The following is a 14707-nucleotide window of genomic DNA, read 5'->3' on the forward strand; positions in this document are numbered from 1 at the left end:
TGCACACCGGACGAGAGGCAAATGGGATGGCGTCAGCGCGACGGATCACTGGTCCGTGCCAGGCATGGCCGGAGGACAGCGCCTTCATCCGCGAGGTGCTCGATCGCATCGGCGACAAGTGGACGGTGTTGATCATCAGCACCCTGAGCGCCGGCCCGCTGCGCTACTCCGACTTGCAGGCGAGCATCCCCGGGATCTCCCAGCGGATGCTGACCCAGACGCTCAAGCACCTCGAACGAGATGGACTGATCACGCGGACCGCGTACGCCGAGGTCCCACCGCGAGTGGAGTACGCGCTGACGGAACTGGGCCGCTCCCTGATGGATGCGGTGACGGCGATGGCTGGTTGGGCCGCCACCCACCACGGTGAGATCGCCAGCAACCGGGCCGCCAGCGAGCTGACCGGAGTCGGCCGAGGCAAGGCCACCGTCAGCGCGACGGCAGGCTGACACGTCGCTGCCGCTCATCGCTCCGTAACGCCGGCACGTCGCCCGCGGCGTTGCCTCGTTGCGGCTGGCGCGCACGCGGTCGGCGTCCTCGTTGCTCGCGAGGATCTCGCGGACTCGCCGCCCGTCCAGCCCAACCGACTCTGTGACGCCTGTGAGGGTGTCCGGGTCGTGGGGGTCGAGGGTGCCGGCGAAGAAGCCGTCCTGGACGGTGGAGAAGAACTCGAACCCGCGGTCCTGGTCGTCGGCGTACTGGACCACGCGGTGGAGGTCGAACGTGTTGGCGTTCAGGTGGTCCAGGTAGTACTCGAGCCCCTCCGCGCGCGCCATCGCCTGCATCTGGGGCTCGGCCCGGAGGACGTCGGCGGCGGTGCCGCCGTGCGTACGGATGTAGCTCTGCTCGTTCTTCTCCGGCTCATGCGGCGCGCCCGGCTCCCGCTCGAAGGACCGCATCACGATCTTGAACCGATCCGCGTCCGGACGCTGCGCGATCGCGGCCCGGAGGCGGTCCTTTCCGAGATCGCACCACGGGCAGCCCACGTCTGCCCACACCCCGATGACGACCTGCGACCCCTGGGACTGCGTGACCTGCTCGACCAACTTCTCCACCTCACTAGTAGTGCGTAACCTCATCGTGAGGGAGTAAAAGGAGGGGTACAAAAGGCACTTTGAAGTGCGTCAGCACGGCACGACGGGGCACGACACTCTCATCTGCGAAGAGTCGCCAAGCGGCGACGGATCCCTGCGAGTCGCGTCAGTATTGACGATGTGGATCGAGCCCGTGCCCGGCTTGAGGCGGAGCGTGAACAGACGCTCGGACGCTTGGCGACGCTGGCCGGCGACTTCGACGCCATGGTGGCGGCCTCGCGTGGCAGCAACGCCGACGACGAGCACGACCCCGAAGGGGCGACGATCGCCTTCGAGCGGTCCCAGGTCGGAGGGCTCGTCCGGCAGGCCCGACTCCACCTGGGGGAGATCGATGCCGCCATGGAGAGACTGGACGCCGGCACGTACGGAGTCTGCGAGAGCTGTGGAGGGGCGATCGGCGAGGCAAGACTCAGAGCCAGGCCCGTGGCGCGCACCTGCATCGAGTGCGCGGCCGGCGCGAGTCGGCGGAGATGAGCCTATGGGCGGAGATGAGCCTATGGTTGTCGTGCGGGCAGGCGTACTCTCGTCGAGGTGACTGCTCCCGCTGTGGCGACCGTGGGCGAGCTCCGGAACTCTGGGCACGTCCAGAAGACCCTGCGCGCCGAGATCCGCGACAACCTCCTGGCCGCCCTCCGAGAGGGCCGGGATCCCTGGCCGGGACTGCACGGCTTCGAGTCCACCGTCATCCCGCAGCTCGAACGCGCACTCATCGCCGGGCACGACATCGTGCTGCTCGGCGAGCGCGGGCAGGGCAAGACGCGCCTGCTGCGCACCATCGTCGGCCTGCTCGACGAGTGGTCCCCGGTGATCGAGGGCTCCGAGCTGGGTGAGCATCCCTACGAACCCATCACGACGGCGAGCCTGCGCCGCGCCGCCGAGCTGGGCGACGACCTGCCGATCCGGTGGCGCAGCCACGCGGAGCGGTACACCGAGAAGCTCGCCACCCCCGACACGAGCGTCGCCGACCTCATCGGTGACGTCGACCCCATGAAGGTCGCCGAGGGACGCAGCCTGGGCGATCCCGAGACGATTCACTACGGCCTCGTCCCGCGCAGCCACCGCGGAATCGTCGCCGTCAACGAGCTGCCCGACCTGGCCGAGCGCATCCAGGTTGCGATGCTCAACGTGATGGAGGAACGCGACATCCAGGTCCGCGGCTACGTCCTGCGGCTCCCGCTCGACGTGCTCGTGGTGGCCAGCGCCAATCCCGAGGATTACACGAACCGCGGACGCATCATCACGCCGCTCAAGGACCGGTTCGGCGCCGAGATCCGCACCCACTACCCGACCGAGCTGGCCGACGAGGTGGCCATCATCCGGCAGGAGGCCGAGCTGGTCGCCGACGTCCCCGACCACCTCGTCGAGACCCTGGCTCGCTTCACCCGCGCGCTGCGGGCGTCGAGCGCAGTGGACCAGCGCAGCGGCGTGAGCGCCCGCTTCCCCATCGCCGGGGCCGAGACCATCGCCGCAGCCGCGATCCACCGCGCGAGCCGGCAAGGGGAGGACCAGGCAGTGGCCCGGCCGGTCGATCTCGAGGCAGCCGTCGACGTGCTCGGCGGCAAGATCGAGTTCGAGTCGGGTGAGGAGGGCCGTGAGGACGCGATCCTCGACCACCTGCTGCGCACCGCGACCGCCGAGACCGTGGGAGCCCGCTTCAGAGGCGTCGACTTCACCGTCTTGGTGGAGGGCCTCGAGCACGGCGCCATGGTCACGACCGGGGAGCAGGTCAGCGCACGGGACTTCCTCGCCGGGCTGCCGATTCTGGGCGAGTCCGACCTCTACGACGAGATCTGCGCACGACTCGGGGCCTCCAACGACGGCCAGCGGGCCGGCGCCATCGAGCTGGCCCTCGAAGGCCTTTATCTCGCCCGCAAGGTCGGCAAGGAGAGCGTCGGGGGCGAGACGATCTATGGCTAGGGGCAACCGGCGGCTCACACGCGGTGCCCGCTATCGCAGGTACACCGGCGGGCCCGATCCGCTCGCCCCTCCCGTCGATATCTCCGAGGCGCTCGACGCCATCGGCGAGGACGTCATGGCCGGCTACTCGCCCGAGCGCGCGATGCGGGAGTTCCTGCGTCGGGGAGGCGAGGGACGTGCCGGCCTCGACGACCTGGCGCGCCGGGTCGCGGAGCGTCGGCGCGAGCTGACGAGCCGGCACAACCTCGACGGCACGCTGCAGGAGGCGAAGAAGCTTCTCGACCGGGCGGTGCTGGAGGAGCGCAAGCAGCTCGCGCGGGACGTCGACCTGGACGAGGGTGTGCGTGCACTCTCCGAGATGCAGCTCGACAGCCTGCCCGGCTCGATCGCGGCCGCCGTGAGCGAGCTGAACGACTACCGGTGGCAGAGCAGCCTGGCACGCCAGGACTTCGAGGCGATCAAGGACCTGCTCGGCCGAGAGGTCCTCGACCAGCGTTTCGCCGGGATGAAGCGCGCCCTCGAGAACGCGACCGACGAGGACAGGGCAGCGGTCAAGGAGATGGTCGACGACCTGGGCGAGCTCCTCGCGGCCCACCGGCGCGGCGAGGACACCTCACAACAGTTCGACGACTTCATGGCCAAGCACGGTGACTTCTTCCCCGAGGATCCGCAGACCATCGACGAGCTCATCGACGCGCTCGCCCAGCGCTCCGCGGCCGCCCAGCGGATGCTCAACTCGATGAGTCCGGAGCAACGCCAGGAGCTCGAGGCGCTCGCCCAGCAGGCATTCGGCTCACCCGAGCTGATGGAATCGCTCGGCCGGCTCGACGGCGAGCTCCAGGCATTGCGGCCCGGCGAGGACTGGACGGGCTCGAACAGCATGGACGGCGACGTCGGCCTCGGACTCGGTGACGGGACCGGCGTCTTTCAGGACCTCGCCGACCTCGATGAGCTGACCGAGCAGCTCTCGCAGTCCTACGCCGGCTCCAGCATGGACGACCTCGACCCCGACAAGCTGGCCCGCCAGCTGGGCGAGGACGCCGTCGCCGACGCCCGGGCCCTTCAACAGCTCGAGCAGGCCCTGCGCGACTCCGGGACGATGAAGCGCGCGCCCGACGGGCAGCTCAGGCTGACACCCAAGGCGATGCGCCGGCTCGGCAAGACGCTCCTGCGTGATGTCGCGGATCGGATGTCGGGACGAACGGGCAACCGCGACCTGAGCCGGGCCGGGACCGCGGGCGAGTTCTCCGGAGCCACGCGGGAGTGGGTCTTCGGCGACACCGAGCCGTGGGACGTGACCCGCACGGTCACGAACGCCATCACCCGGACCGCCGCCGCCGGCGGAGCCACCGGCGAGGGGGTGCGGATCGAGCTCGGTGACGTGGAGATACAGGAGACCGAGGCCCGCACCCAGGCCTGTGTGGCGCTGCTCGTCGACACGTCGTTCTCGATGGCGCTGGAGGGGCGCTGGGTGCCGATGAAGCGTACCGCTCTGGCGCTGCACACCCTGATCACGAGCCGTTTTCGCGGTGACGACCTGCTCCTCGTCGGGTTCGGCCGCCACGCGGCGGCCATGGAGATCGAGCAGCTCGTCGGACTCGACGCGATGTACGACAAGGGCACCAACCTGCACCACGCCCTGATGCTGGCCAACCGCCACTTCCGCCGGCAGCCCCGGGCTCAGCCGGTGCTTCTCGTCGTCACCGACGGTGAGCCGACCTCTCACCTCGAGCCCGACGGTGACGTCTACTTCAGCTACCCGCCGGAGCCGCTGACCGTGGCCCGCACCGTCCGGGAGCTCGACAGCTCGATGCGTCTGGGTGCCCAGACGACGTTCTTCCGGCTCGGTGACGATCCCGCCCTGGCTCGGTTCGTCGAGGCGATGGCCAAGCGGGTGGACGGCGCCGTGGTGGCTCCCGAGCTCGACGACCTCGGCGCCGCGGTCGTGGACTCCTATCTCGGCTCCAGGTGGCCCGGCGGCCGGTTCGATGCCCGCACTGCTACCTACGGCGACGTGTTCGGCGACAGGGGCTTCTGGACCGGCTGACCCCGCCCGTGGCCGAGCTTCCTGGTGGCGTCAGAAGGGTGGCCACGGGATCGCCGGCATCTCGCCCTGCGGAGCAGGGAACCGCGCGTTCGCCAGCAGCCGTTCGCACCGTGCCACCAGTGCCGCGATCTCGTCACCGGCCAGCAGGTCGACGAGGGTGTTGCCGAGCGCGCCGGTGAGGGCGCAGAGGACCCGTTCGACTCCCGCCAGCTCGTCGGGGCTCAGGTCCTGGTCCAGCCATCCCCACAGCACTGTCCGCAACTTGTGCTCCGTGTGAAAGGTCAGTCCGTGATCGATGCCGTGGCGGTGCCCGTCGGCCATCTCAAGCACGTGACCGCCCTTGCGGTCAGCGTTGTTCGTCACGACGTCGAAGACCGCCATCTGCCGCAGCACGGGGGAGTCTTCGTGGATGAGGGACACCGGGCGGCCCCGCGCGTCGAGCCCGTCGACGACGTGGCACCATCCCTCGGCGGGTAGGTCGTCGGCCGCCACCACGGCGAGAGCCGGTCGCGCCGGGTCTGGGTCGCGCCACAGCTGCACCATCCCGTGCCCGAGGGGCCCGTCGCGGAGCCAGGTCGGCGGTACCAGGTTCCAACCGAACGCCTCAGACAGGACGTATGCGGCAACCTCACGCCGAGCCAGGGTGCCGTCGGGGAAGTCCCACAGCGGCCGTTCACCGACAACGGGCTTGTAAACCACCTTCACGCCTGAGATGTGGCCCGCGAAGGTTGCGTTCGACGCGGTGGTGATCTGGCCCTCTATGGTGAGCTCACCGCTCGGGAGATCCCCGTGCGGGGCTGTCACGATAGGCCGTCTGCCCGTCGGCAGACGTGGCTGCCGGGGTCCATCGGCGCGTGGCAGACGGGGCAGACAGGTCGGCCCGCATTCACCACTTCATGGGTGCGCTGGGCGAAGGCACGGGCGGCGCCGACCGGGATCCGGACGATGAAGACTTCGTCCGGCTCCGACGCGTCCGGATCGCCCTCCTCCGCAGGGTCGGCCAGAGCCGCGGCCTCGATGACGATCTGGCTGCTCGACGGGTCCCAACCCAGGGTCAGCGTGCCGACGCGGAACTGCTCGTCCACCGGCTGGTCCAACGGCTCGTCGTCGGCGAGCGCCCCGGGCGACACGGCGGGCACGCTGAACGGGTTGTCCGGCCGGGCCATGAGCTCGTCGAGGACCTGGTCGATCCCCGCCGCGAGGGCGGCCGACTGCTCCTTCTCGAGGGCCACGCTGACCAGGTCGTCACGCGTCCGGGCCTGCAGGTAGAAGATGCGCGAGCCCGGCTCGCCCACGGTGCCGACGACGAACCGGTCGGGCCAGTCGAATGCGTGGACAAGAGGTGGCACCTCTCCATCGTAGGGGCGGGCGGCACGTCTTCAGGGCTGTGCGTGGGTGGGCACCTGTGGGACCTGCGGGCCCGCTCCGCCACCGACCTGTGCCTCGACCGCGCTGCCCTCCTTCAGCCAGGAGAGGTCTCCGGCGTCGGAGTTCGTGGCGAAGACCTCGGGCCGGTCGCTCGTGTACCGCACGATCGACAGCGATCCGGGATCGACGTGTATGCGCTGGAAGTCGTCGAGACGCATGCCGAAGGCGTCCGCCAGGATCGACTTGATGACGTCACCGTGGCTCACCGCCACCCACGTCGCTCCCGGGCCGTGCTCCGCCTCGAACGCGGCGTCGTGTCGGCGGACCGCGGCCGCGGCCCTGGACTGCATCGCCGCGAGTGACTCTCCGCCGGGAAACGCGGCCTGCGACGGCCGCTTCTGCACCGTCGACCACAGGGCTTCTTTGGCGAGGTCGGCGAGCCTGCGACCCTGCCACTCGCCGTAGTCGCACTCGGTGATCCCCGGTTCGACCGGGGTCACCGGGGAGCCGGTCTGGCGTTGGAGGATCGCCGTCGAGGTCTGCCGACAGCGCTCCAAAGGGCTCGAGACGACGGCGGTCAGCGGCACGGGTCGGAGGCGCTCAGCCATGCGGGCGGCCTGGTCCCGGCCGGTCTCGTCGAGCCCGACGTCGGTCCGGCCTGCCAGCACGCCGTCGGCGTTCGCGGTCGTGCGGCCGTGCCTGGCAAGGATGACGGTCGACATGCGTTTGACCCTAGACGAGAGACTCCAGGGAGTGTCTCCCGGCGCTTTCCGGCAGGAGCACGTTGGCGCCGACGGGCGCGTATGCACAGCACCGAGGACAGCGACCCGGTGTTCAGTATTGAGGACACGGACCGACCGCGGGGCCCGACCTGGGTCCAAGCTCTGACAGACGGCTCGGGCGTAAGGCGAGGCCGACCGACAACTTCGACGCCACGGAGCTGCCTCGTGAGCCCCATCGCCGATGACGAGCACTGGACCAGGTCAGCGGGCCGAACCGAGAGAGCGGCCAGCAGCACCAGGCGAAACGCGCGGCCGCCACCGCGCCTCGTGGCGCCGGGCGCGCTAGAAGAATATTCCGACGACAGCCTGGTAGGAGGCCCAGATGCCGATGCCACCTACGACGACCAGGGCTGCGGTGACCCACCACCGGTTGACGTACTGCGGCAGGACGAACCGGCTGCTGGAGGTCAGCACGATCACCGCGATGATGATGATCGGTGCGCCCAGTGCGGCCAGAGCATTGACCAGGATCGTGAGCTCCACAAACGAGGGCATGGCCGGTATGGAGAAAACCATCGGCAGCACCAGGAGGAACCCTCCTTGCAGCCACCGGAATGAAGCCTTCTTCTCGAATCCTTCGTCCGCAACCTCCGAAATCTTTTCTGCGCTCGAAAAGGTATGGGCTGCACCATCCAGCAAGAGCTTCGTCTGCCCGTAAGAGTACGCGGGAAATGTCGTGAAGGTGATGAAGAACAGGCCGATCCAGAACAGGATCTCGCCGAGCTGGCCGATCGTGTTGCCGAGCAGGCCCGCAAGGGCGCCGACGTTATCGATGACGCTCCCCGAGACGTCCGCCTCTGCAGCGGCGACCCAGATCGCGAGGTTGATCACGAGGATCACCATGATGCCGACAAAGAGATCGATCAGCTGAATCTTGCGGTGCTGTGGTGTGAGCCAGCCCTTGTCCTGCAGGAAGTAGTTGTACATCAAGTTGGTCGTCGAGCCCCCGACGCCGCCGATGAGCGCAGCGACGATGACAAGGCTCTCGACACCGCCCGTATTCTCCGGGACTTTGAAGGTCAGGCCCTCGACGAAGGCCACGGGGTCGAAGCCCTGGATTACCGCGACGGCGCCGAAGCTGACGAGCAGGATGACCGCTGCGGCGCGTGCAGAGAACTCAAGGGTCGCGTACTGCCGGCGCGAGTAGAGTAGGACCAGCGTGATGGCCACGAGGCCCACCACTGAAAAGAACAGACCCCATTCGGAGTCACCGGGTCGCCCGATGAGGTTGTAGAACGCGGTGCCAGCACCTTTGAGGATGTATGTCGCGTATCCGAATCCGAGGATGAACGCACACAAGCCCACGATGAACGGAAGTGGCCGCCAGATCCTGCGAAACCCTTCCATGATCGAGCTGCTCGAGCTGTTGTTGCACAAGACGTACTTCGCGATCGCGGAGACGAAGACGTAGCGCGCGAGCAACGACAGGACCAGCGCCCACATCAGGGCGTAGCCGTAGTCCGCGCCGGAAACCGATGAGGCGACGAGGTCGCCGGCGCTCATCCACGCCAGCGCCATCACGACACCGGGGCCTAGGGCGCGCAGATGGCCGGCAAATCCTTCGGGTACTGCGGCTGCCTGAACTTTGGGCGCGGTGGTTACCATGCCAGATCACTACTCCTCGTTGAGTGCTGCTCCGGATCGGGTTTGCTGCGGTCTGGTCCTCTACTGGCTCAGCTGGCGCTCAGCGCCACTGGGGGTCGTCGAGGGCTGAGGCGAGTCGCCGGCGAGGTGTGATCGCAGAAAGCGAGCCCAGCTCGACACGTGTGTGCGCATCGCGTGCTCAGCTCCGCCGGGGTCGCCGCGACTGATGGCTCTCGCGATGGTCAGGTGCTCCTCCGCGGCTCGCCGTGCCCCGGAAGGCGAGGCGTGCCCGTAGGTCAGGCGACGACACAGTCTCACTCGGTCGTGGATGGTCGAGGTGAGCTCGATGACGGTGGCGTTCCGGCTGCCCTTGATGACGGCATCGTGGAAGTCGTTCCCCAGCTCGGACTCCTCGGCCGGGTCCATGCGGATCGCCCCGTCGACCAAACCTTCGAACTGCACGATGAACGGCGCGAGGTAGGCGTCGTCGACCCGTTCCGCGGCAAGCCGGGCCGCCATCCCCTCGAGCGCCTCGCGCGCCTCGTAGAGGCTTTGCATGTTCTCCGCGCTGAACCGACGGACCTGGGCGCCTCGCTTGGCGGCTATGGTGACGAGGCCGTCCCGTTCCAGTTGCGAGAGTGCCTCGCGAACAGGCACCCGGCTCACGGCGAGCTCTTCGGCTATCACCCGCTCGGGCATGGGGTCCCCGGGCTCGTAACGACCGCTGAGGATTCGCGAACGGAGCTCCTGACGGATGGCCTCGTACTTGCGAGTACCCCTCCGGCCAGCGTCGTGCTTGGCGGATGTCATCGTCGAGCCTTCCAGTGGTATACCGATGAACCGGTATGGTATACCAGAGGCAAGTCGAGTCAAGGCTTCGAGATCGACGGATCGATGCGTGGAGGAGCGGGCTTGCCGTCTGCAGCACTCTGCGCCCTGGCACTGCGTGAGATCAGATGCCCGTCAGCCGACCCCGCTTCCACAGGAGGGTCCTTGCCAGCTCGCAACCCGTACGACGGTTACTGAAAGAGGGAACCATGGAACATCTCGGCAAGTACGACACCATCGTGGTCGGCGCCGGAGTAACGGGGATCGTCGCCTCCGTCGCCGCAGCCCGTGCCGGCGCACGTACCCTGCTCGTGGAAAGTAGTGGGATTCTCGGCGGCCTCATCACAGGTGGTCGCCTGACCAAGCCGACCGGCATCGTGCAGCCGGGCGTGTACCTGGACCTGATCGAACGGGCCGCCCACTATGGAGGCGCTGACCCGGCTGTCCAGACCTCGCACTGGGGCACCTACAGCGGGGTGTTCGACACCGAGGTGATGCAGCGCGTCATCATCGAGACTCTGGAGGAAGCTGGAGTAGAGGTCCTGCTGTTCGCCCATGTCACCGGCGTCCTCCGTGAAGGTCACCAAGTTTGCGGGGTCGAGCTGCACACCAAAGCCGGACCGTACGTGGCCACCGCCACGACGGTGATCGACGCGAGCGGTGACGGTGACGTCGCGGCTCTGGCCGGTGCCGGCTTCATGTACGGGCGCCCAGGCGACGGGCATGTACAGCCCATGACAAGCTACTTCCGCATCTTGAATGTCCAGTTCTCCGAACTGGCTCAAGACTGTCTCGATCACCCGGATGACATCCGTGAGCTGGTGATCCCGGAGGGCGCTGGTCGAGACAACGACGACTACGTCCTGAAGTTCTACATGGCCGGGTTCGAGCAGCGCATCGTGGACGCACGTCGTGACGGATTCGAGTGGATCATTCCCAAGGCGCACCTGCACATGAAGGCCGGGCTCCTGCCGGGCGAGCTCAACGTGAACGCCACTCGGGTACAAGGCAACGCCCTCGACCCGCGGACTCGCACAAGAGCAGCGATCGAGGTGCGGAAGCAGGCCTACTGCGCATTCGACTTCCTGAAGCGTTACGTGCGTGGCATGGAGTCGGCGATCTTCCTCGACGTCGCCCCGGTTCTCGGCGTTCGCGAGACCCGGCGCATCGAGGGCGACTACGTGCTCACGGAGGACGACGTCCGGTCGGAAGCGAGGTTCGACGATGCCATCGGGCTGTCGAACGCCCCCCTTGATATTCACGAGCCGGGCGGCGAAGGCGGTGCGATGATCGGTGTCGGCAGCGGTTACGGTATTCCCTACCGTTGCCTGCTACCCCAGGGAGTCGAAGGGTTGTTGGTTGCCGGTCGGTGCTTGTCTGTCGACTCAGGCGCCTTTGCTTCCACCCGCAACACGCCGGCGTGCGCCATCACCGCCCAGGCAGCCGGCATCGCCGCGGCAGAATGCGCGCGACGAGACATCACCCCCCGAGAGTTGCGCCCGGAGATCGTGCAGGACGCGCTCACCGCGGTCGGCGTCTCGCTCGGAAGCCATGTGTCCGACCGTGCCGCCGTCGTCATGACGTCATGACCCGCCGCGCCGCGCGGGAGGCGGTCGAGCTCTGGATGCCGCCGCCTGTCAGGGCGTCAGGACCGTAGTGGCGGGTCTGCCACTACTACCCGCTCCTCGCCAGGACGAGCACGCGCCGCACCGGCGGCGAACGCCGCGACCACGAGCAGCGCGACCACGACGAACATCGCCGCCCGCAGCCCGGCGTGCTCGCCGAGGAAGCCGAGGAGCGGCGGCCCGACGAGGAACGCCAGGTAACCGCTGGTCGCAACCGCGCTCACGCGCTCGGAGGCCCGTTCGGGGTCGTCGCCGGCGGCGGAGATGGCAACCGGGAAGCCGAGGGACGCACCCAGACCCCACAGCGCCACGGCCGCTCCGGCCAGGACGGGGCTGGGGGAGAGGATCACGATCACGATGCCGATGATCGCGAGCACCGCGCTCGTGCGCAGCACCGGGGCGCGACCGAAGCGGACCACGATCGGCCCGCCGGCGAAGCGCCCGACGGTCATCGCCGCAGCGAAGCCGGCGTAGACCAGGGAGCCGCTCGTCGCCGAGACGCCGTGCCCGTCCACCATCAGCAGCGGCAGCCAGTCATTCGCGGCACCCTCGGCGAATGCCATGGCCAGCACGACGGCGCCGATGAGGATCAGCCGCCGGTCGCGCCAGACGCTCGGACCGGACTTGCGTGGCCTGCCGTCGGCGGCCGCCGTGACCGGGGCCCGTCCGGTCCCTGCAGGGAGGCCAGGCAGCGCCCACATCGCCAGACCGCTCATGACGAGTGCGACGACCAGGAGGTGCCACGACGGCGGGAACGCGACATTGGTCAGGGCGATACCCGCCAAGGCGCCAAGGACCGTGCCGAGGCTGAAGCTGCCGTGCAGCACGGGCAGCACGGGCCGGTCGGTCTCCCGCTCGACGGCGGCGCCCTCGATGTTGAGGCCGATCTCGCCGAGCCCGCCGCCCAGCCCGAAGGCCAGCAGGCCGGCGAACGCTCCCGCCGTCGACGTCCCTGCGGCGGAGAGACCGACGACGGCGGTCCCGACCAGGATGGCCAGCGTCCCGGCGATCACCACTGGCCGGGCACCCCAACGGCGCACCAACGAGCCGGCGGCCGTCACGCCCACCATGGACCCGACCGAGAGGTCGAAGAGGATCAGACCCATCTGTGCGGTGGACGCCTCGAGCGCGTCCCGGACTGCCGGCGTCCGCGTCACCCACGAGGAAAGCCCCAGGCCGACGAGCAACGTCAGCGCGAACAACGAGAGGCGACGACGTCGCATGGCGGCCACCCGGGCGATGGTACCCATATGTACGATCGTACGCATGAGCGACCAGCCGCTGAGCACCGACGCCGCGATGCGCACGTACTTCGCGGACGACCCGCGAACCAACTACGAGCGCATGCGCGCCGGTGAGCTCTACCTCTCCGACGACCCGGCGATCCTCGAGGAGCAGACAAGGGCCGTCCGCCTCGCCGCCCGGTTCGACGCCGCCTACCGCGAGGACCCCGAGCGCGCCCAGCAGATCGCTCGAGGGCTCTTCGGATCGCTGGACACCACGGCCTTCGTGCGCGCCCCGGTCTACGTCGACTACGGCAGCAACGTCACGATCGGCGCGCGCACCTTCATCAACTACGGCCTCACCGCCGCCGACGTCGCCACCATCACCATCGGCGCGGACTGCCAGATCGGCCCGCACGTGCAGCTGCTGACCCCGACGCACCCGGCGGACCCCCGGATGCGACGGGACAAGCTCGAGGCCGCGGAACAGATCACCCTCGGTGACAACGTCTGGCTCGGCGGCGGAGTCATCGTCTGCCCGGGCGTGACCATCGGCGAGAACTCCGTGATCGGGGCCGGTGCGGTCGTCACCCGCGACATCCGGGCCAACGTCCTTGCCGTCGGCAACCCTGCCCGCGTGGTCCGGGAGATCTAGTCCCATGCCCCCTTCCTCCGGGCGTCACGCCGACGATGTGCCGCGATCGAGCCGACGCACGCGCCGTCACGACCCCGAGCGGCGCGACCGCATCATCGGCGCCTGCCTCGAGGTGATCGCCGACGTCGGCGTCTCCGGGACGTCGCACCGCCGGGTCGCCGCGGCCGCGGACGTCCCGCTGGGGTCGATGACCTACCACTTCGGCGGCCGGGACGAGCTGCTGCACGAGGCGTTCGCGCGTTTCGCCGCCTCCGTCGCGGACCAGTTCGAGCACCGCATGGCCGGAGCGCTCGACCGCGAGGCCGCCGTCGAGGCGGTAGTGCAGATGATCGATCACGACCTGTTCGCCACCCAGCGCGACCTCGTCCTCACTCACGAGCTCTACGTCCTTGCCGCCCGCGACCCCGCCTACCGCACCCTGACCAACTGGTGGATGGGCAGCAGCCGTGCCGCACTCGAGCGGCACTTCGACCCGACGACGAGCCGGCTCCTCGACGCCCTGATCGAAGGGTTGACGATCCACCGCGCCCTGGACACCCAGCCACGCGACGAGGCCGACACGAGGGACGCGGTACGCCGCATCACTCGCGAATGCCCACCGTGACGGCCGAACCTGCGAGAGCACAGGTCACGCATCGCCGGTGAGGCCGCGCAGGGCCGAGCGGGCGTCAGCCTCGGGGCTAGGCCTCGCCCACGTGTCGCGCAGCGCCTCGAGGACCGCGTCGGTGGCGGGGCCATGGTGACGGCGGGGGTGGGTGATGACGTGGACGTCGCAGTCGGGCAGCGCTGGGGCGTCGAGTGCTTGCAGCGCCCCGGAGTCGATCTCCTCGGTGGCGGTGAGCACCGGGAGCGCCGTCCAGCCGAGGCCCGCGGCGACGCAGCGCTTGATGGCCTCGACGCTTCCGAAGCGTGAGCGTCTGCCAGGTTTCTCGCCGGTCTCGGTGAGGTGACGAGCGACGTCGTCGCTGTAGCCGCAGCCCTCTTCGATGAGGAGGGCGTCTCTGCGCGCGAGCTCCGCCCAGCTGGTGGCGTTCGAGACGGCAGCCAGTGCCGGGTGATCCAGGACAGCCAGCGGTTCCGCGCCGAGGCGCTCGGCGGCGAGCTCGCCCGGCGCGAGCCGCGGTTCCATGCACAACCCCACATCGACCGCACCGCGGCGGACCGCGTCCAGGCACGCCGTCATCCCGCCGGGCGCGACCCAGACCTGGACGTCGGGCTCACTGGCCCGCACGGCGGTGATGACGGCGGGGAGCCGGTAGGTGCACAGCGACTCGGGGGCCATCACGCGCACCGTGCCGATCGGGCGGGTGCCGTGCTGAGTGGTGTCGCGCAGGCGGTCCTCGGCGGCGAGCAGCTCCTCGGCGCGGGGGACCAGTCGGTGGCCGGTGTCGGTCAGTCGCACGCCGCTGGACAGTCGGTCCAGGAGCCGGGCGCCCAGCTGACGTTCGAGCTTCTGCACATGGCTGGTCACCGTGGACTGCGTGAAGCCCAGCTCGCCGGCGGCGTCGGTGAAGCTGGAGAACCGCGCGACGGCGAGAAAGCTCCGCAGCAACCTCGTATCCATCAGCAGCCGCCGTGCCCGGC

Annotated in this window: 14 protein-coding genes and 1 pseudogene; 7 read left to right on the top strand and 8 right to left on the bottom strand. The window is 69.0% G+C overall.

What is annotated here, in order from left to right; all coding sequences use genetic code 11:
• Positions 1-26 precede the first annotated feature (26 nt).
• Complete coding sequence (locus ABD907_RS11840) at positions 27-449, top strand: winged helix-turn-helix transcriptional regulator (protein ID WP_345216460.1); 423 nt, start codon at positions 27-29, stop codon at positions 447-449.
• Between the two features lie 60 nt (positions 450-509).
• Here the strand turns inward: ABD907_RS11840 and ABD907_RS11845 are convergent.
• Positions 510-1079, bottom strand: a pseudogene (locus ABD907_RS11845) (DsbA family protein); the annotation flags it as partial.
• A gap of 135 nt (positions 1080-1214) precedes the next feature.
• On the opposite strand from ABD907_RS11845, the gene ABD907_RS11850 reads away from it, so the two are divergent.
• From ABD907_RS11850 to ABD907_RS11860, 3 genes are read left to right on the top strand one after another with little or no spacing between them, the layout of a single operon-like run.
• Positions 1215-1568 (top strand): TraR/DksA family transcriptional regulator, encoded by a 354-nt coding sequence (locus ABD907_RS11850; protein ID WP_486334084.1) that lies wholly within the window; start codon positions 1215-1217, stop codon positions 1566-1568.
• 57 nt (positions 1569-1625) lie between these two features.
• Positions 1626-3011: a magnesium chelatase ATPase subunit I gene (locus ABD907_RS11855; RefSeq protein WP_345216462.1), complete on the top strand. Its 1386-nt coding sequence runs from the start codon at positions 1626-1628 to the stop codon at positions 3009-3011.
• Positions 3004-5058, top strand: coding sequence for a vWA domain-containing protein (locus ABD907_RS11860; RefSeq protein WP_345216463.1), 2055 nt, complete (start codon positions 3004-3006; stop codon positions 5056-5058). Before ABD907_RS11855 ends, ABD907_RS11860 begins: the two co-directional genes overlap by 8 nt.
• Positions 5059-5088: 30 nt before the next feature.
• Here the strand turns inward: ABD907_RS11860 and ABD907_RS11865 are convergent, their stop codons facing one another.
• From ABD907_RS11865 to ABD907_RS11885, 5 genes are all read right to left on the bottom strand, one after another.
• Positions 5089-5865 (bottom strand): SCO1664 family protein, encoded by a 777-nt coding sequence (locus ABD907_RS11865; RefSeq protein WP_486334092.1) that lies wholly within the window; start codon positions 5863-5865, stop codon positions 5089-5091.
• Positions 5859-6407, bottom strand: coding sequence for a DUF3090 domain-containing protein (locus tag ABD907_RS11870; protein WP_345216465.1), 549 nt, complete (start codon positions 6405-6407; stop codon positions 5859-5861). Before ABD907_RS11870 ends, ABD907_RS11865 begins: the two co-directional genes overlap by 7 nt.
• Before the next feature lie 30 nt (positions 6408-6437).
• Complete coding sequence (locus ABD907_RS11875; RefSeq protein WP_345216466.1) at positions 6438-7148, bottom strand: MSMEG_4193 family putative phosphomutase; 711 nt, start codon at positions 7146-7148, stop codon at positions 6438-6440.
• Between the two features lie 342 nt (positions 7149-7490).
• Positions 7491-8813, bottom strand: coding sequence for an Nramp family divalent metal transporter (locus tag ABD907_RS11880; RefSeq protein WP_345216467.1), 1323 nt, complete (start codon positions 8811-8813; stop codon positions 7491-7493).
• Positions 8814-8873: 60 nt separating this feature from the next.
• Positions 8874-9602, bottom strand: coding sequence for a GntR family transcriptional regulator (locus ABD907_RS11885; RefSeq protein ID WP_345216468.1), 729 nt, complete (start codon positions 9600-9602; stop codon positions 8874-8876).
• A 227-nt stretch (positions 9603-9829) separates the two neighbouring features.
• Between ABD907_RS11885 and ABD907_RS11890 the strand changes: the two genes are divergently transcribed.
• Positions 9830-11209 (top strand): FAD-dependent oxidoreductase, encoded by a 1380-nt coding sequence (locus ABD907_RS11890; RefSeq protein WP_345216469.1) that lies wholly within the window; start codon positions 9830-9832, stop codon positions 11207-11209.
• A gap of 56 nt (positions 11210-11265) precedes the next feature.
• Here the strand turns inward: ABD907_RS11890 and ABD907_RS11895 are convergent, their stop codons facing one another.
• Positions 11266-12495, bottom strand: a complete 1230-nt coding sequence (locus ABD907_RS11895; protein WP_345216470.1) for an MFS transporter — start codon at positions 12493-12495, stop codon at positions 11266-11268.
• A gap of 49 nt (positions 12496-12544) precedes the next feature.
• Here ABD907_RS11895 and ABD907_RS11900 point away from each other — a divergent pair, with 49 nt between their 5' ends.
• Both ABD907_RS11900 and ABD907_RS11905 read left to right on the top strand, forming a co-directional pair.
• Positions 12545-13123, top strand: a complete 579-nt coding sequence (locus tag ABD907_RS11900) for a sugar O-acetyltransferase (protein WP_486334093.1) — start codon at positions 12545-12547, stop codon at positions 13121-13123.
• Positions 13124-13127: 4 nt separating this feature from the next.
• Positions 13128-13727 (top strand): TetR/AcrR family transcriptional regulator, encoded by a 600-nt coding sequence (locus ABD907_RS11905; protein ID WP_345216472.1) that lies wholly within the window; start codon positions 13128-13130, stop codon positions 13725-13727.
• Between the two features lie 24 nt (positions 13728-13751).
• On the opposite strand, the gene ABD907_RS11910 is transcribed toward ABD907_RS11905, so the two are convergent.
• The gene (locus tag ABD907_RS11910; protein WP_345216473.1) at positions 13752-14687 is read right to left on the bottom strand and encodes a LysR family transcriptional regulator; all 936 of its coding nucleotides are present in this window, start codon (positions 14685-14687) and stop codon (positions 13752-13754) included.
• Positions 14688-14707: the final 20 nt, after the last annotated feature.

This window comes from Georgenia halophila (genome assembly GCF_039541595.1).

Coding starts and splice junctions, on each gene's coding strand:
- ABD907_RS11840 (WP_345216460.1), top strand. CDS start 27: ATGGCGTCAGCGCGACGGATCACTGGTCCGTGCCAGGCATGGCCGGAG.
- ABD907_RS11860 (WP_345216463.1), top strand. CDS start 3,004: ATGGCTAGGGGCAACCGGCGGCTCACACGCGGTGCCCGCTATCGCAGG.
- ABD907_RS11875 (WP_345216466.1), bottom strand. CDS start 7,148: ATGTCGACCGTCATCCTTGCCAGGCACGGCCGCACGACCGCGAACGCC.
- ABD907_RS11880 (WP_345216467.1), bottom strand. CDS start 8,813: ATGGTAACCACCGCGCCCAAAGTTCAGGCAGCCGCAGTACCCGAAGGA.
- ABD907_RS11885 (WP_345216468.1), bottom strand. CDS start 9,602: ATGACATCCGCCAAGCACGACGCTGGCCGGAGGGGTACTCGCAAGTAC.
- ABD907_RS11890 (WP_345216469.1), top strand. CDS start 9,830: ATGGAACATCTCGGCAAGTACGACACCATCGTGGTCGGCGCCGGAGTA.
- ABD907_RS11895 (WP_345216470.1), bottom strand. CDS start 12,495: ATGGGTACCATCGCCCGGGTGGCCGCCATGCGACGTCGTCGCCTCTCG.
- ABD907_RS11900 (WP_486334093.1), top strand. CDS start 12,545: ATGCGCACGTACTTCGCGGACGACCCGCGAACCAACTACGAGCGCATG.
- ABD907_RS11905 (WP_345216472.1), top strand. CDS start 13,128: ATGCCCCCTTCCTCCGGGCGTCACGCCGACGATGTGCCGCGATCGAGC.
- ABD907_RS11910 (WP_345216473.1), bottom strand. CDS start 14,687: ATGGATACGAGGTTGCTGCGGAGCTTTCTCGCCGTCGCGCGGTTCTCC.